A 16,664-nucleotide genomic window follows, 5' to 3' on the forward strand; every position below is an offset into this window, starting at 1 on the left:
ATGCCACCTAATGAATTTATATGCAATAAAAATGATTAACTATTATCTATGTCATAAAAAAAGGCGGACTATTGTTAGACTTGCCCGCCTTAATTAATCACATTGTATGCAGTTTTAGTTGCGACGCTCGAACGCCAGCGCTCTACGCTCAACCAGACGCATCAGCAGCGTCAGCAGACCGTTGACCACCAGGTAGATCACCCCGGCGGCACCGAACACCATCACATCGTAGGTACGTCCGTACAGCAGCTGTCCGTGGCCCATCACCTCCATCAGGGTGATGGTGTAGGCCAGGGAGGTACTCTTGAACACCAGCACCACTTCGTTGGAGTACGAGGAGAGGGCGCGCTTGAAAGCGTACGGCAGCAGGATCGCCAGCGTGTCCTTCTTGCTCATCCCCAGCGCACCGCAGGAGTGCCACTGCCCGTCCGGAATGGCGCGAATGGCGCCGTAGAACAGCTGCGTGGTGTAGGCGGCGCTGTTCAGCGACAGGGCCAGCAGGGCGCACAGCCACGGCTCGGAGAGCAGATGCCACAGCACCGGATACTCCTGCAGCGTCGGGAACTGGCCCGGGCCGTAGTAAATCAGGAAGATCTGCACCAGCAGCGGGGTACCGGTAAACAGGGTGATGTAGGCGCGCACAATCCACACCAGCACCGGCGTTTTCAGCGTCAGGATGATGGTGAAAATCAACGCCAGCACCAGCGCCACGATAATTGAGGCGACGGTCAGCGTCAGGCTGGTGTGCAGCCCTTTCATCAGTTCGGGTAAGTAATCCAGCATCAGCCTGGTCTCCGTTCAAAACGCGTCGCACGCAGATCAATACGCTTGAGGATGTACTGACTGAGCAACGTGATCACCAGGTAGATAGCCGCCGCCACGATGTACCAGGTAAAAGGCTCCTGGGTGCGGGTGGCAATGCTTTTGGTCTGCAGCATCAGGTCGTTCACGCTGATTAAGCTCACCAGGGCGGTATCTTTCAGCAGCACCAGCCACTGGTTGCCGAGCCCCGGCAGGGCGTGACGCCACATCTGCGGCATCACCAGACGGAAGAATATCGCCGTTTTCGACAGCCCCAGCGCCTGACCGGACTCCCACTGGCCCACCGGCACCGCTTTCAGCGCGCCGCGCAGGGTCTGCGAGGCATAGGCGGCGTAGAGCAGGGAGAGGGCGATCACGCCGCACAGGAACGGACTGACGTCGAAGTTTTCGATCTGCATCTGAATCGGGATCTGCACCACGCCCAGGTTGAGCGTAAAGCCGTCCGACAGCATCAGCAGCAGCTGTGACGAGCCGAAATAGATAAACAGCACCACCAGAATTTCCGGCAGGCCGCGAAGAAGGGTCACCAGTGCAGAGCCGGCCCAGGCGACAGGTCGCCACTTAGCCGACTCCCACACGGCAAAGATCATCGCCAGCACCAGGCCGATGATCAGCGCACAAACGGCAAGGCCGACGGTCATCCCGGCGGCGCTTGCTAATGGAAAAATTTCGTTCATCAGTTCTTACTTCTGGAACCATTTTTTGTAGATGGAATCGTACGTGCCATCTTTCTTCACTTTTTCCAGCGCGGTGTTGAATTTCTGCTGCAGCGCGGTGTTACCCTGGCGCACGGCAATACCCAGACCGGTGCCGAAGTAATCTTTATCCGTCACTTTATCGCCAACCGCAGCCAGCTTGTCGTTGGCTTTGAGCCATTCGGTGACCACCGCGTTGTCACCAAAGACGGCATCGATACGGCCGTTCTGCAGATCCAGACGGGCGTTCTGGTAGCTGTCGTATGGCACGGTAGTGATTTCCGGGTGTTTATCCATGATGAATTTCTGGTGGGTGGTGCCGTTCTGTACGCCCACTTTCTTGCCTTTCAGCGCATCAATCGACGCGTATTTACCTTTCTGACCGATGAACAGGGCGGAGTTCTCGTAGTACGGCGTACTGAACAGAACCTGCTTTTCACGCTCAGGAGTGATGTCCATCCCGGCCATGACCGCGTCGATACGACGGAACTTCAGGCTCGGGATCAGGCTGTCGAAAGACTGATTCGAGAAGGTACAGGTGGCGTCGATCTCTTTACACAGGGCGTTAGCCAGGTCGACGTCGAAGCCGACGATCTTGTTGTTAGCATCGATAGACTCAAACGGAGGGTAGGAGGCTTCGGTGGCGAAACGAATGGTCTCGGCAGCGGTGGCAGAAAGGCTAACGCTTGCAAGCAGGGCGGCAATCACTATTTTTTTCATTGTCGTTCTCTCGATTCGATTAGTGAGACAGATAATTTCTGAACGCGTCGGTTTGCGGCTGGGCAAAGCAGCTCGCATCCCCAAGCTCGACGATATGACCGTTTTCCATATAGACCACACGACTGGCGGTTTTACGCGCCACTTCCACTTCGTGGGTCACGATCACCTGAGTAATCTTTGTTTCCGCCAGCTCGCGAATAATGCTGACGATCTGGGCGGTGATTTCCGGGTCCAGCGCGGCGGTCGGCTCATCAAACAGCAGCACGGCAGGCTCCATCATCAGGGCGCGGGCGATGGCCACACGCTGCTGCTGACCGCCGGAGAGGTGCAGCGGATAGCGATCGCTGTAGGGCTTCAGGCGCAGACGCTCCAGCAGCTTCTCGGCACGGGCCAGCGCCTGCTCTTTAGAAAGACCCAGCACGCGGCACGGGGCTTCGATCAGGTTCTGCTGCACGGTGAGGTGCGGCCAGAGATTGTATTGCTGGAAGACCATCCCGACGTTCTGACGCAGATCGCGGATCGCTTTTTCAGACGGCGCTTTGGCGAAATTAAAGTGATTACCGGCAATATCCAGCGTACCGGAGCGCGGCATTTCAAGCAGATTGAGGACGCGAAGCAGCGAGCTTTTGCCCGCGCCGCTTGGGCCTAACAGCACCAGCGTTTCGCCCTCAGGACAATTCAGTGTGATGTCGAACAGCGCCTGGTGTGCGCCGTAGAAGCAGTTAATGCCGTTTAGTTGAATACTCATCGGGGCAGTCTTTACTCATCCAGGCAATCTATAGCAATTGAGGCCGCAAATAGTACCGTTCACAGAATAGTTATGCAATATAACTGCGTTAAAAGTTAAATATAAACCGTATCTATTGCCAAACATAGCACAAAGTAGCGAGCGGAGATGGCGACGAGAATAAATGTCGGCATTCCTCACGAAATGCCAGACATTTTGCGGGGTTTTATCTGCTTAACGGTTCTCAATAGACTGGCGCAGGGTGCCCGCCGGGGCATGGACGCTGCCGCCAAGGTAGCGCACGTCATCAACTGCCCAGCACTGTCCTTCGCGGATCATCAGCACTTCATCCTGCCAGGACTCGCTGCCCTGGGTCAGTTTCACCCGCAGCGGAATGTTGCGCGCATCGGTATTGGGGATGGTCGAGGCGCTGGAGACGACGGCCGTCTGCGGCGGGGTGGTGCGACTGGAGAACGGATCGACTTTCAGCAGATTTTGATGCTGCGGATCGCGGCTGGCATCGCTCAGCAGCTGGGCCAGGTTATCGCTCAGGTACGGGCGCAGCGCGGTGAGGTCACTGCTGCGGTGCGAAATGCGGTAGTCATAGAACTGCTGGGCCACGGCATCCGGACCGCCGGTGATGCAGCTGCCGCTGCGGGTACCAATATCCTTGAAGGCCGGGGTGACCGGGGTGGTGCAGGCGCTGAGCAGCAGCGCGCAAGGCACTAAAAGCGTCAAAGCAGAATAGCGCATGTTGATTTCCTTATTAGGCTGCAATAATTAACTAACCTTTAAATGATAGCGTAACGATCGGATAATGGTTTTGTTCTTAATCGGTTAGGCACTCAACGCGCAATAAGGAGACGAACATGCAATTTTCCACCACCCCAACTTTGGAAGGGCAGCCGATAAGCGAATACTGCGGCGTAGTGACCGGTGAAGCCATTCTCGGGGCCAATGTCTTCCGCGACTTTTTTGCCGGGATTCGCGATATCGTCGGTGGCCGTTCCGGGGCCTATGAAAAAGAGCTGCGTAAAGCCCGTGAGATCGCCTTCAAAGAGATGGGCGAGCAGGCGAAGGCCCTCGGTGCCGATGCCGTGGTGGGTATCGATATCGACTACGAAACCGTCGGGAAAGACGCCAGCATGCTGATGGTCAGCGTCAGCGGTACGGCGGTGAAAACGCGCCGATGAAGGGTGCCATTGTGCCCGTCCTGCTGGCGTTGTTGCTGGCAGGCTGTGCAACAGAGAAAGGCGTCGTGGACAAAGGCGCCTATGAGCTGGATACCCGACGTCAGGCGCAGGCGGCCTATCCCCGCGTCAAGGTGCTGGTGATCCACTACACCGCTGACGACTTTGACAGCTCCCTCGCTACCCTCACCGATAAAAACGTCAGCTCCCACTATTTGATCCCGGCGATCCCGCCCCGGCACAACGGCAAGCCGCGGATCTGGCAGCTGGTGCCGGAGCGCGATCTGGCCTGGCATGCCGGGGTCAGCTTCTGGCGCGGCGCGACCCGGATTAATGACACCTCTATTGGGATCGAGCTGGAAAATCGCGGCTGGCAAAAAATCGATGGACAAAAACGCTTCGTCCCCTTTGAACCGGCGCAAATAGCGGCCCTGATCCCGCTGGCGAAGGACATTATCCAGCGCTACGACATCAAACCGCAGAACGTGGTAGCCCATGCGGACATCGCTCCGCAGCGCAAAGACGACCCGGGTCCACTGTTCCCGTGGCAGGCGCTGGCTCAGCAGGGGATCGGTGCCTGGCCGGATCCGGCCCGGGTGGCGTTTTATCTTAACGGGCAGCCACCCTATCAGCCGGTGGAAACGTCGGTATTGCTCGATCTGTTAGCCCGGTATGGGTATGAGGTGCCGGAGAATATATCTCCTGCACAACAGAAAAGAATAATAATGGCATTTCAAATGCATTTTCGTCCGCAATTATGGAATGGTGTTTCTGATAAAGAAACAATAGCCATTGCCGAAGCGTTGCTGGAAAAATACGGGCAAAAATAGCCCTGAAAAATAACCCTTTGTGAGTAATTTTATCGCTTTTTCTTAAGATTAATCTTAAGTACATCCGCAATTCATTTTTAGTTAATTGACTTAAAATTACCCGCATTTAATATGTACACATAGCTTGCTAAGCAATTTAGCAAATAAAAAATAATATGAGAGTTACTCTCAACATAAAGTACATCATCTTTTTATCTGAACCTGATCCCTTTTTATTGCTGCGACATTTATGTTGCCGCACCCCGTTATATATAAAAAATTGAAAACAGGCATAATAATGTTAAGTATCTACGGTATTAATAGTCGTCCGCAACAGGCGATAGACGCGATTATTGCTGCAACCGCTGATTGTCCGGAAAAAACGTTAAAGAAATGGCAGAAAATCATTACCGCTGACACGAATTATATTCATATCGTGGTCAGTGGCGAAGTGGAAATCCGCCGGATATCCGATGAGTTAAGCATGTTTACCATGCGTACTCAGGGCATTTTAGGCGTCGCGTCCGTTTACAACAATGCTGCCCACATGTACGGCATTGCCCGCACCACCACTGTGATCCGCACCATCAAAAAATCCGACTTCGAACGTATCATCCGTGAAAATAACCTCTGGGCTCAGCTGACTCAGGTTCTGGTCTGGTATATCGGTATCCTCACTAAACGTGATGATATTCTGGTTGCCCGTAGCGCGTATTCCGTAGTGCGTGAATTCCTTCTCGAAATTAACGATTTGATCGTTTTACATAAACGCGATGTGAACGTTTATGACTATATTCAGGAATACACAAACCTGGCGCGCAGCACCATTATTAAAATTCTCTCTGACCTCAAAAAAGGTCACTATATTGTGGTCGAGAAAGGCAAATTGATTACCATCAATAGTCTGCCGGAACGTTACTGAAATTTACCCGCCTGATCTCCTTCGATTCCACCGGAGGAGATTTTTTTATCTCCTGTCCTGTATCCAGAATCTCATCGTCCGGCTGTGGCGGAATTTTCCCTTGAGAATAATCTAATTGCTGCTCTTTAACGGCCTGCATAAACCTTTCCTGCAATGAGGGAGTATGAACCTCTTCATGGGTATCGGGCAGGGCCTGATCCTGGGGTATTCCGTCCGGAGCCTGTTGCCAGTCGGCCTCACTGTCCATAATCGGGCTCTCTTCCGGCGCGGGGAGCGGCGTCATCGGCACCGGTTTTGGTTTCGGCTGCGGGAAGGGTTTCGACACATAGACATAGTGCATATCCGACACCTGCGTGTCAGGTGTAGCGACGGCCGCCGGTTTCGGGGCGGGCGCCGGATGACGCAGGTCATGGTAAAGATGGGCGTACAGCCCGGCGATAACCATCGCGCACAGACAGAGGATCGTCGCCAGCACGCCTCCCAGCACGCGCTTCATCGACGGCAGGCGGTAAGAGAACCACACCGCCTCGCCGGTGGTATAGCTGCGCTGGGCAGCAAGAGATATCGTGGACATTATGACTTTTTCCCCTGAACCGGCGTGGCGGCAGCGCTGTCGCTCAGCGAGGTCAGAATAGCGGGTGTGGTGTGGTTGACGCGCATCAGCTGCATCAGGGTATCTTCCCCCGGCAGGCCATCAACGTGCAGGTGCATGTTTTGCTGGAATTCCTTCGTTCGTGCCTCCAGCGTGTGCGTCCAGACGCGAGTATGCGTTTCGGGCGCATTCAGGGCCTGGCTCAACTGAGCATCGATCCAGTTCACGTCCTGGCTGTCGCTGGCGGCGGTGATCGCCTCTTTGCCTGACGGCGTCAGACGGTGCAGCAGGGTATAGTTGCCGGTGGCATGTTGGGTGAACCAGGTCCGGCTCACCTGCCAGGTGCGGTTATTCATCAGCAGATCGAGAGAATCTTTCCCGACCCGCGCCACCACCGCGTAGTTCAGGTGATCCCCGGTTTTCAGCTCGCCGATCCACGGATACCCCTCCTGCTCCAGCGTGCCCAGTGGCGCGCTGCCCTGTTTACACTGCAGGTTCACCCGGCCAGCATTCTGGCACAGGGCCTCCTCGGCGGACGCATCGTACCCCCACATGGTGTACAGCTGATGCATGGCATCCGGCTGATTCACCACCTCGCGGTCGATCGCCGGCTGCACCGGGGCCTGAGGTTTACTCACCTTAGTGATCCAGCGTGCTGGCACCGGCGGTTTGAACGGCAGCGCCCCGGTGATAGCCCCAGAGAAATGCCAGCCGCAGGCCGCAAACACCACGCAGGCGAACAGCCCCACTGTGAGCCGCCTGTTGCTGCGTTTGACCGGTAACACTTCCCCCGCCGCAAGACGCAAATGGCGTGTCCCCACCAGCCCGGCACGTTCAGTCCATGCGGCCAGCAACGCCAGGTGCGCCAGCACGTTCAGCTGGCTGACGGAACCTTTGGTCAGGGCCTGCATCCGACGAATGCGGGCCGGGGTAAACGGCGAGGTATCCGCGCCGTGGTGGGCAATCTGTTCCTGAATATAGTGAAGAGACTCGCGGCCGGTGAGGGCGCGCAGCGTATGGCGCGTATGCATCCGGGCGCCGAGGCCGGTATCGGCCAGCAGACGCGCCTCCTGATCCGGCGTGCCGGTCAGCAGGATGGTCAGCGGCAAATCACACTCCTGCGCCCGCGTCAGCAGCATGCCCAGAACCTCCCAACTGTTGTCGCGCATCGCCTGGATCGCCGAAATACTCAGCACCAGGCCCTGGGTGCGACAGCGCGGGAATGCCTCATGCCATTGGCGCAGCACTGCATCAATGGCATGAAGTCTGTTTTTGGCATCGGTGTTCTTGGGGTTGAGCTTATAGAGCAGGGCGCTGGCGCTCAGCTTCGGAAAGGCATTGATCGCCACCCCGGCCCTCTGCGCCAGCAGCTCACTGCTGAACTGGCTGAGCAGGGTTTCGTCGTCGGAAAACAGCCCCATGATCCCTGGCGTTCGCGATTTGTCCTTCAGCATGCCGAATACATCCTGATGGTAAGGCACGAAGAAGTCGCCCGCAGAACGTGTCACCTTGCTGAAAGGCTGACCGGTGAATTTAAAATGGCTCAGATACATAACGACACACCCTGGGATGACAGAAACAGATATTCGCTGCCGAAAGTACGGGATGGCGCAAGGAGGGTCAATTTCCAGGCTGGAGAAAAATAACCTGAATATCAGGCCTAACATCCCCCCTGGTGAGGGTCAATATTTTTCTGCATTAAAGTTAATGGCAAAGCCGATAGAGCGATACGGAATACCTTATTAGTATGAGCGCAAATCTGGTGCAGCATCAGGCTGCGTAATTCTGCATTAAAAGGCCCGCTAAATAATGAAAATGCAGCGCTTATATGGACTGATAATGCCCTGTGTGATGTTTATTCTGCTGATATTTAGCGGACAACAGGGATATGTGGTCTTCAAAGAGTATAAAAAAGTCAGCGACAAGGTATCGGATCCCGATCCGGCGATGAGCGAGCCGGTGCAGGCGCAGGATTTTGCCCTGTTCCAGCCTGCCGTTTATCAGGATGCCCCCCAGCGCACGGTAAAAACGCCGCTTGGTGCCGAGGTGGAAGGGATTATCAACAGTGACGAAGCCTGGATGTCGTTTGCGGTCATCAAAACCCCCTCCGGGCAGCAGAGCTACCGGGAAGGCGAGAGCCTGACGGGCTACAGCGATGCCTGGGTTGAGGAGATCAACCCCGACAATGTGGTGATCAACTACCAGGGCTCCGCCCAGACGTTGGCCATTAAACGCCCCGACTATTTTAAAGGCGATACCAGTAGTACGCCCACCCCACGGCCAGTGGCCGATGCGGGGTCTGATAATTTACATCTCAACGACTATTTCGTGCTGAAGCCGTGGTTCGATAACGGGGCGCTTGAAGGCTATCAAATTAAGCCGAAGAACGCGTCCGCCTTTTTCAGTCATAGCGGACTGCAAAAAGGCGATGTGGTTGTGAAAGTGAACGCCGTCGATATGACGAAAGAAGAACAGGCGAAAAATATTATCGCCAGCTGGTCGAAAATGAGAGAAGCGGAAGTTGTCGTCAGACGTCACGCTCACCTTGAAAATATTCGGGTTAATGTTTTAAACAATTAACAAGTGTAAAGCCATGAAGAAAATTCCCTGGGCGTGTCTGGTATTGACCGCCGCCTCGCTCTATTCCAGTTCATTGCTGGCGGCTAATTTTAGCGCCAGCTTTAATAATACCGATATTCGCGAATTTATCGATACGGTAAGCCGCAACCTGAATAAGACGATTCTGGTCGATCCGTCCGTACAGGGCACCGTTTCTGTCCGAACCTATAACGTGCTGACCGAAGACGAATATTATCAGTTCTTCCTCAGCGTGCTGGATGTCTACGGCCTGTCGGTGATTCCGATGGATAACGGCATGGTCAAAGTGGTGCGCTCCAGCGTGGCGCGTACCGCCGGGGTGCCGGTGGCCGACAGCAAAAATCCGGGCAAGGGCGATGAGATCATCACCCGCGTGGTGCGCATGGAGAACGTGCCGGTGCGCGAGCTGGCTCCGCTGCTGCGTCAGCTCAACGATGCCTCGGGTATCGGCAACGTGGTCCATTTTGAACCCTCCAACGTGCTGTTGCTGACCGGGCGCGCCTCGGTGGTCAACCGGCTGGTGGATCTGGTGGAGCGCGTCGATCGTTCCGGGGTGCAGCGCCGGGAGATCGTCCCGCTGCGCTACGCCTCAGCCAAAGAACTCTCAGAGATGCTGAACAACCTCAACAACGAAGAGCAGAAAGGGCAGAACGCGCCGCAGCTGGCGACCAAAGTGGTGGCCGACGACGAAACCAACAGCCTGATCATCAGCGGCCCGGAAGAATCCCGGGCCCGTACCCGGACACTGGTTGGCCAGCTCGATCGCGAGCAGAACAACGAAGGCAACACCCGCGTCTTCTACCTGAAATACGCCAACGCCAGCAAAGTGGTGCCGGTCCTGACCGGTATTGGCGAGCAGCTGAAAGACAAGGCGGGCACGGCGAAAAGCAAAACCGCGTCTGCCAGCAGCGATCTGAACATCACCGCAGACGAAGCCACCAACTCACTGGTGATCACCGCCCAGCCGAATGTGATGAATTCGCTGGAAAAGGTGATCGACAAGCTGGATATCCGCCGCCCACAGGTGCTGGTGGAAGCGATCATTGCTGAAGTGCAGGACGGGAGCGGTCTTGACCTCGGCGTGCAATGGAGCAGCAAACACGGCGGGGTGCAGTTTGGCTCGACCGGGATGCCGATCAGCCAGATTAAGAATGGCACCCAGAAAGTCGCCAGCTTTACCGGTCTGGCGACCGGCTTCTTTAACGGCGACTTTGGTGCCCTGATGACCGCCCTCTCTACCGACGGTAAAAACGACATTCTCTCGACCCCGAGCGTCGTTACCCTCGATAACAAAGAGGCCTCCTTTAACGTCGGTCAGGATGTGCCGGTGCTGGCCGGATCGCAGACCACCAGCGGCGACAACGTCTTTAACTCGGTGGAGCGTAAAACCGTCGGGACCAAGCTGAAAATTGTGCCGCAGATTAACGATGGCGACATTATTCACCTCAAGATTGAGCAGGAAGTCTCCAGCGTTGACGCCAGCGCCACCGAAGATGCGAGCCTCGGCCCGACCTTCAACACCCGTACCATCAATAACGAAGTGATGGTCCACAGTGGGCAGACCGTGGTTCTCGGCGGATTGATGGAGAACAACACTAAGCAGAATGTCTCGAAGGTGCCGCTGTTGGGCGACCTGCCGCTGGTAGGGCAGCTGTTCCGCTACACCTCCCAGGATACCTCGAAACGTAACCTGATGGTCTTTATCCATACCACCGTCCTGCGTGATGACGACACCTACAGCGCCTCGTCGAAAGAGAAATATGACCAGATCCGCGCCCGTCAGCAGCAGCGTCTGGAGGAGAAAAAGCTCGGTATCGTTGCTCCTGAAGGCAACGCCGTGCTGCCCGCTTACCCGACTGCGGCCAGCGCCACGCCGGCCAGTCGCAACCCGTTTAAAGAGTAAGGACGAGGCGCAACATGGACGGACTGAGTCAAGAGTTATGCACCAGCAACTACGCCAAAACCCACGGGGTCCTCTTTTATCAGGATCAGGTCTGGGTGCGGGATGACGCCCCGGCGTTTGCCCTGCTGGAGATGCGCCGGGTGCTGGGACGATCCTTCACCCCGACGATCCTGACGGCCGAGGCCTTTGACGAGATGCTGGCGAAGATCTGGCAGCAGAACAGCGGCGTCTCCCAGCAGCTGGTGGACGACATGGACGCCGACATCGACCTGATGGCGTTAACCGAGGAGATCCCCGACAACGAGGATCTGCTGGATAACGACGAAAACTCGCCGGTGATCCGCCTGATCAACGCCATTCTCGGCGAAGCGGTGAAGGACGGTGCCTCGGATATTCATATCGAAACCTTCGAGCGCACCCTGAGCATTCGTTTTCGCGTCGACGGCGTGCTGCGCCCGGTGCTGCAGCCGGCGCGCAAGCTCGCGCCGCTGCTGGTGTCGCGCATCAAGGTGATGTCAAAACTGGATATCGCCGAGAAACGCCTCCCGCAGGATGGGCGTATCTCCCTGCGCATTGGCCGCAAGGCCATCGACGTGCGTGTCTCCACCATTCCGTCGCAGTATGGCGAGCGGGTGGTGATGCGTCTGCTGGATAAAAGCAATCTCAAGCCGGATATCAACAAGCTCGGCCTGATTGATGAGGAGCTGGAAAAACTAAAAGGGCTGATTGACCGCCCCCACGGCATTATCCTCGTCACCGGCCCGACCGGCTCCGGGAAAAGTACCACCCTGTACGCCATTCTGTCGGCGCTGAACGGCCATGAGCGCAACATTCTCACCGTCGAAGATCCGATTGAATATGAGCTGGAAGGGGTCGGGCAGACCCAGGTTAACCCCCGCGTGGACATGACCTTTGCCCGCGGCCTGCGCGCTATTCTGCGCCAGGACCCGGACGTGGTGATGATCGGTGAGATCCGTGACGGGGAGACTGCGCAAATCGCGGTCCAGGCGTCGCTGACCGGTCACCTGGTGATGTCCACGCTGCACACCAACAGTGCCGCCGGGGCCATTACCCGTCTGCGCGATATGGGACTGGAGTCCTTTTTAATCGGATCATCGTTGCTCGGTGTCATTGCCCAGCGTCTGGTGGTCCGGCTGTGTACCCACTGCCGGACCACCAGTCCGCTGGACGACAATGAACAGGTGCTGTTCAGCTTTATGGCGACCCCGCCGAAGGCGATCTATCGCGCGGTAGGCTGTGAACACTGCCGCCAGAGCGGCTATCAGGGGCGAGCGGGCATCCACGAATTTCTGGTGGTGGACAGCACCATGCGTCGCGCCATCCATGAAGACAAAGACGAAATGTCCATCGAAACCCAGCTCTTCAAACAGGCCTACAGCCTGCGCGAGAACGGCCTGCTGAAAGTCATCAGCGGCATTACCTCGCTGGAAGAGGTGATGCGCGTCACCGCCGAGCGGGGAGGGGATGAGTAATGGCCTTCTACGCATGGACGGCGACCGACGCGGCGGGTAAAACCCGGCGCGGATCGCTGCAGGCCGAAGGGCAAAAGCAGGTGCGCCAGATGCTGCGGGAGCAAAAGCTGATGCCGGTCAGCATCACCGAAACTCGCGAGAAGGCGGCCGCCGGTAAAGCGGCTACCGGGGCGAAGCTCTCGACGCCGGTGCTGTCGATGTTTACCCGTCAGCTGTCGACCCTGGTCAACGCCGCGCTGCCGCTGGAGAGCGCCCTGAAGGCGATCTCGAAACAGACGGAAGACAAAAAGCTGGCGGCGATGGTGGTGGAGATCCGCGAAAAGGTGGTGGAAGGGCATACGCTGTTCGACGCCTTCAGCCAGTTTCCGCGCACCTTCGACAAGCTCTACTGCACCCTGGTGATGGCCGGGGAGAAAAGCGGTCACCTCGGCGACGTGCTGGAAAAACTGGCGGAGTACAACGAGCAGCGCCAGAAGATGAAAAGCAAGCTCACCCAGGCGATGGTCTACCCGATCACCCTGACGGTGGTGGCGATTGCGGTGATCAGCATTTTGCTGGTGGCGGTGGTGCCGCAGGTGATCGAGCAGTTCACCCACATGAAGCAGCAGCTGCCGATCACCACCCGTACCCTGATTGCGGTGAGCGATTTTCTGCAGGCTTACGGCATTTATATCGCCGGCAGCCTCGCCGGGGGTGTTATCGGATTTAAAACCTGGCTGCGAAACAGCAAAAACCGTTTTCTGTGGCACAGCTGGCTGGTGAACCGATCGCCGATTAAAAAGCTGGTCTGCGCCATCAACAGCGCCCGCTATATCCGCACTCTGAGTATTTTGCAGGCCAGTAGCGTGCCGCTGCTGGAGGGGATGTATATCGCCATGGACGGGATCGAAAATCTGTATGCCCGGCAGGTGCTGGAGCAGGCGGCCGATACCGTGCGTCAGGGGGCCTCTTTATATAACGCCCTGGATCAGGCGAAATTATTCCCGCCCACCATGCTGTATATGATCGCCTCCGGTGAAGAGAGCGGTGAATTGGGCAATTTAATGGACCGCGCGGCGGAAAACCAGGAATCAGCATTGCAACATCGCATCACCTTAACGCTGTCGGTATTTGAACCGGCGCTGGTGGTGTCGATGGCAACCATTGTTCTGTTTATTGTGCTGTCAATATTACAGCCGCTTCTGCAACTTAATAACATGGTAGGTTAATCATGGCGATGAAACGTAAAAACCTGACCCGTCAGGCGGGCTTCACTTTGCTCGAATTAATGGTGGTGATTGTTATTCTCGGGGTACTGGCCAGTATGGTGGTGCCGAATTTAATGGGCAATAAAGAGAAAGCCGATAGCCAGAAAGCGACCAGCGATATTGTCGCGCTCGAAGGCTCGCTGGATATGTATAAGCTCGATAACCACCGCTACCCGACCACCGAGCAGGGCCTGCAGGCGCTGGTGACCAAGCCGGAAATCGCACCTATTCCGAACGGCTACCGCGCCGACGGCTATATCCGGCGCCTGCCGCAGGACCCGTGGGGCAACGACTATCTGCTGGTTAGCCCGGGTGAACACGGGGCGATCGATATCTTCTCTGCCGGCCCGGATGGCGAAGCCAATACCGCCGACGATATTACTAACTGGTCGCTCGCGAAAAAATAATGAGTAAGCAACGCGGCTTTACCCTGCTGGAAATTATTCTCGCGCTGGTGATATTTGCCAGCTGCGCGATGATGGTGGTCTCGACGATTCCATCCCGCAGCGGCGCGGATATATTTGGCCAGCAGTTAAAAGCCCTTGTGGAATATGGTTCCGATCGCGCGGTGATGGACGGCAATATTATTGGCCTGACGATGACTACCGATCGTTATCAACTGGTGACCTTCGAAGAGAAAAACGGCAAACGGGGCTGGGTGCCGTTAACCGCCGGGCGAATTACGACCCGCGGCGATTTCCCGGAGGCGATGCACGTTTCGCTGTCCCCCCAGCGGCTGGCGGCGACCCTGGATGCCGAACCGCAGATCCTTTTTTTGCCGGATGGCGAAATCAGCCGTTTCACCCTGTCGCTGCAAAGTGACGATAAACAGCACCGCTTCCGCGTGATCTCCCAGGGCGCAGCCCCGGTAACGGTAGAAAACGATGGCTAAGGCTAAACAACAGGGCATGACGCTGCTGGAGGTGATGGTCGCGCTGGTGATCTTCTCCACCGCCGCGCTGGCGCTGATGAACTCGGTGTCCCTCAACGTGCGCTTTACCTACGGGCTGGCGGATACCCTACAGGCCAGCTGGGTGGCGGAAAACCAGCTCGCGGAAGCGCAGCTGATGCAGAGCGACTTCCCCGATAGCGAGGAAGAGGGCACGGAAACCCAGGGCGGGCGCAGCTGGACCTGGCGCAAGCAGCGGGTGAAATCCGCCGACCACGGGCGGGTGGATGAGATCCGCGTCTGGGCCGAAGGCGACGACAGCCAGCCGGTCATCAACGTGGATATCATCCCGCCGGGAGAGGAAAAGTGAAACAGACACGGCGTCAGCAGGGGTTCACCCTGCTGGAGATCATGATTGCGCTGACCATCTTCGCGGTGATCAGCACCCTGGCCTGGCAGATTCTGGATGGCGCGATGCGCACCAGCTCCGCCACCGATGCCAGCGCGGCGAAGCTCAACCAGCTCCAGCGCGCCTGGAGCCTGCTGGAGCGGGATTTTTTTCAGCTCCAGGCGCGGGCACCGCGTAACGGGACCGGCGTATTTCGCCTGAAAAATAACGCCCTGGAGATGACGACCCTCAACGGCGTCAGCGGACAGGTGCAGCTGGAGCGCGTGCGCTGGCGGCTGGAGGGTGGCCGCCTGTGGCGTGACGTCTGGCCGACCTTTGACGGCCCGGCCAACGCTAAACCGGATGAAGTGCCGATCGTTAACGAGGTGAAAGCCGTGCAGTGGCGCTTCTGGCAGGGGGGGTGGCAAAACGCGTGGCGCGACAGCGACACCCAGCCGGACGGCGTGGAGCTGACGTTGACCATGGAGAGTGGCGACCGCTGGCGCTGGGTCTTTACCACCCCGGGCGAGCTACCGGCAGAAGCGGCAAAACCGGCGGAACCGACGGCGGATAAACCGACGGATGTCCCGGCAGAGACGCCGCCAGATGCGCCGGCCCCTCCAGAGACCCCGCCCGCCCCGGAGGCACAGCCATGAGCCGGGTGCGTAAACAGCAGGGGGTTGCCCTGCTGGTGGTGCTGATCCTGCTGGTGATGATGTCGGCCCTGGCGGCCAAAATCAGCCAGCAGTTCTGCCGCAATTTGCAGAAAACCCACTACCAGGTGAGCCAGCAGCAGCTGCGCTGGGCGATGCAGCGTCAGGAGGGGGTGGTTAAAGAGCGGCTGCTGGCCGCCATCAGCGGCGAGAAAAGCGTCCTGACCCTGAAAGGCGAGTGGCATGAGCCGCTGGAAACCCAGGGCGAGTACTACACGGTGGTCAGCCAGGTGGAGGACGCCCAGGAGTGCTTTAACGTCAATAACCTGCTGGCGGCGCCAGCCAGCGCCGGGAAGGACGAGACCCCCGCGCCTGCGGTAACGGAAAAGCCGCGTCAGCAGCAGATCGTTGAGCAGTTGCTCACCGACAGCGGGGTCAGCACCCTCACGGCAGAAGAGATTTACCTCCAGCTGGTGGATTATCTCGATGAGGACACCACCACCGCCAGAGCGGGGCAGGAGGATGACGCCTGGGCCGGGCTCCAGCCCGCGCGCCTGCCGGCCAACCGGATGATGCTCAGCCTGAACGAACTTAAACAGCTGCCCGCCTTTCCGGCGGCGGCGTGGCCGAAGGTGAGCAGGCTGTTCTGCGCCCTGCCGACCACCGCCAGCCGGGTGGACGTCAATACCCTGACGCCGCAGCAGGCGGGCCTGCTGGCGGCGCTGTTCCCCGGCAAGCTGACCGAAGAAGAGGCGAAGCGGGTGATTGATTCTCGCCCGGACGAGGGCTGGGAGAGCGTGAAGGCGTTTAGCGAGCAGCTGGAGCGTAATGCCCCGCAGCTGAAGGACGACCTGAAGCAGGCCGCCGATCTGCTCGACGTCAACAGCCGCTTTTTCCGCGTCAACTACACCGGCAATACCGACGAGTTAACCCTGCGCGTGGTCAGCCAGCTGCGGGCAGAGCGCGAGGCGGGCGAGGTCAGAACCTGGCAGCGCCGTTACCGAATGATTGAATAA

At 57.5% G+C, this 16,664-nt stretch carries 19 protein-coding genes; 12 read left to right on the plus strand and 7 right to left on the minus strand.

Features of this window, described 5'->3' with window-relative positions; all coding sequences use genetic code 11:
- Positions 1–114 precede the first annotated feature (114 nt).
- The 5 genes from artM to SOM40_RS07285 form a co-directional block, all read right to left on the minus strand.
- Positions 115–783: an arginine ABC transporter permease ArtM gene (artM, locus tag SOM40_RS07265; RefSeq protein ID WP_320529750.1), complete on the minus strand. Its 669-nt coding sequence runs from the start codon at positions 781–783 to the stop codon at positions 115–117.
- On the minus strand, positions 783–1,499 hold the full coding sequence (gene artQ, locus SOM40_RS07270; RefSeq protein ID WP_106992532.1) for an arginine ABC transporter permease ArtQ: 717 nt from the start codon (positions 1,497–1,499) through the stop codon (positions 783–785). Before artQ ends, artM begins: the two co-directional genes overlap by 1 nt.
- A 6-nt stretch (positions 1,500–1,505) precedes the next feature.
- The gene (gene artI, locus SOM40_RS07275; RefSeq protein WP_106992533.1) at positions 1,506–2,237 is read right to left on the minus strand and encodes an arginine ABC transporter substrate-binding protein ArtI; all 732 of its coding nucleotides are present in this window, start codon (positions 2,235–2,237) and stop codon (positions 1,506–1,508) included.
- Positions 2,238–2,256: 19 nt separating this feature from the next.
- Positions 2,257–2,985, minus strand: coding sequence for an arginine ABC transporter ATP-binding protein ArtP (artP, locus tag SOM40_RS07280; RefSeq protein WP_312188812.1), 729 nt, complete (start codon positions 2,983–2,985; stop codon positions 2,257–2,259).
- 213 nt (positions 2,986–3,198) lie between these two features.
- On the minus strand, positions 3,199–3,717 hold the full coding sequence (locus SOM40_RS07285; protein ID WP_106992535.1) for a lipoprotein: 519 nt from the start codon (positions 3,715–3,717) through the stop codon (positions 3,199–3,201).
- A 116-nt stretch (positions 3,718–3,833) separates the two neighbouring features.
- Here SOM40_RS07285 and SOM40_RS07290 point away from each other — a divergent pair, with 116 nt between their 5' ends.
- The 3 genes from SOM40_RS07290 (at position 3,834) to SOM40_RS07300 (ending at position 5,885) form a co-directional block, all read left to right on the plus strand.
- A complete protein-coding gene (locus SOM40_RS07290; protein WP_106992536.1) occupies positions 3,834–4,157 on the plus strand; it encodes a heavy metal-binding domain-containing protein in 324 nt (107 codons plus the stop codon).
- Positions 4,154–4,984 (plus strand): N-acetylmuramoyl-L-alanine amidase, encoded by an 831-nt coding sequence (locus SOM40_RS07295; RefSeq protein WP_320529749.1) that lies wholly within the window; start codon positions 4,154–4,156, stop codon positions 4,982–4,984. Before SOM40_RS07290 ends, SOM40_RS07295 begins: the two co-directional genes overlap by 4 nt.
- A 277-nt stretch (positions 4,985–5,261) precedes the next feature.
- Complete coding sequence (locus SOM40_RS07300) at positions 5,262–5,885, plus strand: helix-turn-helix domain-containing protein (protein ID WP_225759190.1); 624 nt, start codon at positions 5,262–5,264, stop codon at positions 5,883–5,885.
- Here SOM40_RS07300 and SOM40_RS07305 read toward each other — a convergent pair.
- Both SOM40_RS07305 and SOM40_RS07310 read right to left on the minus strand, forming a co-directional pair.
- The gene (locus tag SOM40_RS07305; protein WP_320529748.1) at positions 5,860–6,459 is read right to left on the minus strand and encodes a type II secretion system protein GspB, cryptic system variant; all 600 of its coding nucleotides are present in this window, start codon (positions 6,457–6,459) and stop codon (positions 5,860–5,862) included. The two genes, SOM40_RS07300 and SOM40_RS07305, sit on opposite strands and share 26 nt — an antisense overlap.
- Entirely contained in the window at positions 6,459–8,030 is a 1,572-nt protein-coding gene (locus tag SOM40_RS07310) for an ExeA family protein (RefSeq protein WP_320529747.1), read from the minus strand. Before SOM40_RS07310 ends, SOM40_RS07305 begins: the two co-directional genes overlap by 1 nt.
- Positions 8,031–8,328: 298 nt before the next feature.
- On the opposite strand from SOM40_RS07310, the gene gspC reads away from it, so the two are divergent.
- From gspC to gspK, 9 genes are read left to right on the plus strand one after another with little or no spacing between them, the layout of a single operon-like run.
- Positions 8,329–9,057 carry a type II secretion system protein GspC gene (gspC, locus tag SOM40_RS07315; RefSeq protein WP_320529779.1) on the plus strand — a complete coding sequence of 243 codons (729 nt, stop codon included), beginning with the start codon at positions 8,329–8,331 and terminating at the stop codon, positions 9,055–9,057.
- Positions 9,058–9,070: 13 nt separating this feature from the next.
- The gene (gene gspD, locus SOM40_RS07320; protein ID WP_320529746.1) at positions 9,071–10,978 is read left to right on the plus strand and encodes a type II secretion system secretin GspD; all 1,908 of its coding nucleotides are present in this window, start codon (positions 9,071–9,073) and stop codon (positions 10,976–10,978) included.
- Positions 10,979–10,992: 14 nt separating this feature from the next.
- Positions 10,993–12,471: a type II secretion system ATPase GspE gene (gene gspE, locus SOM40_RS07325; RefSeq protein ID WP_320529745.1), complete on the plus strand. Its 1,479-nt coding sequence runs from the start codon at positions 10,993–10,995 to the stop codon at positions 12,469–12,471.
- Positions 12,471–13,679, plus strand: a complete 1,209-nt coding sequence (gspF, locus tag SOM40_RS07330; RefSeq protein ID WP_320529744.1) for a type II secretion system inner membrane protein GspF — start codon at positions 12,471–12,473, stop codon at positions 13,677–13,679. The genes gspE and gspF overlap by 1 nt, the downstream gene beginning before the upstream one ends.
- A gap of 2 nt (positions 13,680–13,681) precedes the next feature.
- Positions 13,682–14,125 (plus strand): type II secretion system major pseudopilin GspG, encoded by a 444-nt coding sequence (gene gspG / locus SOM40_RS07335; RefSeq protein ID WP_320529743.1) that lies wholly within the window; start codon positions 13,682–13,684, stop codon positions 14,123–14,125.
- Positions 14,125–14,610 (plus strand): type II secretion system minor pseudopilin GspH, encoded by a 486-nt coding sequence (gene gspH, locus SOM40_RS07340; RefSeq protein ID WP_225759184.1) that lies wholly within the window; start codon positions 14,125–14,127, stop codon positions 14,608–14,610. Before gspG ends, gspH begins: the two co-directional genes overlap by 1 nt.
- Entirely contained in the window at positions 14,603–14,977 is a 375-nt protein-coding gene (gspI, locus tag SOM40_RS07345) for a type II secretion system minor pseudopilin GspI (protein WP_225759183.1), read from the plus strand. Before gspH ends, gspI begins: the two co-directional genes overlap by 8 nt.
- Positions 14,974–15,651, plus strand: coding sequence for a type II secretion system minor pseudopilin GspJ (gene gspJ, locus SOM40_RS07350; RefSeq protein ID WP_320529742.1), 678 nt, complete (start codon positions 14,974–14,976; stop codon positions 15,649–15,651). Before gspI ends, gspJ begins: the two co-directional genes overlap by 4 nt.
- The gene (gspK, locus tag SOM40_RS07355; protein WP_320529741.1) at positions 15,648–16,664 is read left to right on the plus strand and encodes a type II secretion system minor pseudopilin GspK; all 1,017 of its coding nucleotides are present in this window, start codon (positions 15,648–15,650) and stop codon (positions 16,662–16,664) included. Before gspJ ends, gspK begins: the two co-directional genes overlap by 4 nt.

This window comes from Leclercia sp. CFBP8987 (genome assembly GCF_034044995.2).
Taxonomy (GTDB): Bacteria; Pseudomonadota; Gammaproteobacteria; order Enterobacterales; family Enterobacteriaceae; genus Enterobacter; species Enterobacter tamurae.

Excerpts from the sequence above, each read along its gene's own strand:
- gspH (WP_225759184.1), top strand. The coding sequence starts at position 14,125 with ATGAGTAAGCAACGCGGCTTTACCCTGCTGGAAATTATTCTCGCGCTG.
- artI (WP_106992533.1), bottom strand. The coding sequence starts at position 2,237 with ATGAAAAAAATAGTGATTGCCGCCCTGCTTGCAAGCGTTAGCCTTTCT.
- SOM40_RS07305 (WP_320529748.1), bottom strand. The coding sequence starts at position 6,459 with ATGTCCACGATATCTCTTGCTGCCCAGCGCAGCTATACCACCGGCGAG.
- gspC (WP_320529779.1), top strand. The coding sequence starts at position 8,329 with ATGTTTATTCTGCTGATATTTAGCGGACAACAGGGATATGTGGTCTTC.
- gspG (WP_320529743.1), top strand. The coding sequence starts at position 13,682 with ATGGCGATGAAACGTAAAAACCTGACCCGTCAGGCGGGCTTCACTTTG.
- gspK (WP_320529741.1), top strand. The coding sequence starts at position 15,648 with ATGAGCCGGGTGCGTAAACAGCAGGGGGTTGCCCTGCTGGTGGTGCTG.
- gspD (WP_320529746.1), top strand. The coding sequence starts at position 9,071 with ATGAAGAAAATTCCCTGGGCGTGTCTGGTATTGACCGCCGCCTCGCTC.
- gspE (WP_320529745.1), top strand. The coding sequence starts at position 10,993 with ATGGACGGACTGAGTCAAGAGTTATGCACCAGCAACTACGCCAAAACC.
- SOM40_RS07295 (WP_320529749.1), top strand. The coding sequence starts at position 4,154 with ATGAAGGGTGCCATTGTGCCCGTCCTGCTGGCGTTGTTGCTGGCAGGC.
- artQ (WP_106992532.1), bottom strand. The coding sequence starts at position 1,499 with ATGAACGAAATTTTTCCATTAGCAAGCGCCGCCGGGATGACCGTCGGC.
- SOM40_RS07285 (WP_106992535.1), bottom strand. The coding sequence starts at position 3,717 with ATGCGCTATTCTGCTTTGACGCTTTTAGTGCCTTGCGCGCTGCTGCTC.
- SOM40_RS07310 (WP_320529747.1), bottom strand. The coding sequence starts at position 8,030 with ATGTATCTGAGCCATTTTAAATTCACCGGTCAGCCTTTCAGCAAGGTG.
- SOM40_RS07300 (WP_225759190.1), top strand. The coding sequence starts at position 5,262 with ATGTTAAGTATCTACGGTATTAATAGTCGTCCGCAACAGGCGATAGAC.
- artP (WP_312188812.1), bottom strand. The coding sequence starts at position 2,985 with ATGAGTATTCAACTAAACGGCATTAACTGCTTCTACGGCGCACACCAG.
- artM (WP_320529750.1), bottom strand. The coding sequence starts at position 783 with ATGCTGGATTACTTACCCGAACTGATGAAAGGGCTGCACACCAGCCTG.
- gspI (WP_225759183.1), top strand. The coding sequence starts at position 14,603 with ATGGCTAAGGCTAAACAACAGGGCATGACGCTGCTGGAGGTGATGGTC.
- SOM40_RS07290 (WP_106992536.1), top strand. The coding sequence starts at position 3,834 with ATGCAATTTTCCACCACCCCAACTTTGGAAGGGCAGCCGATAAGCGAA.
- gspF (WP_320529744.1), top strand. The coding sequence starts at position 12,471 with ATGGCCTTCTACGCATGGACGGCGACCGACGCGGCGGGTAAAACCCGG.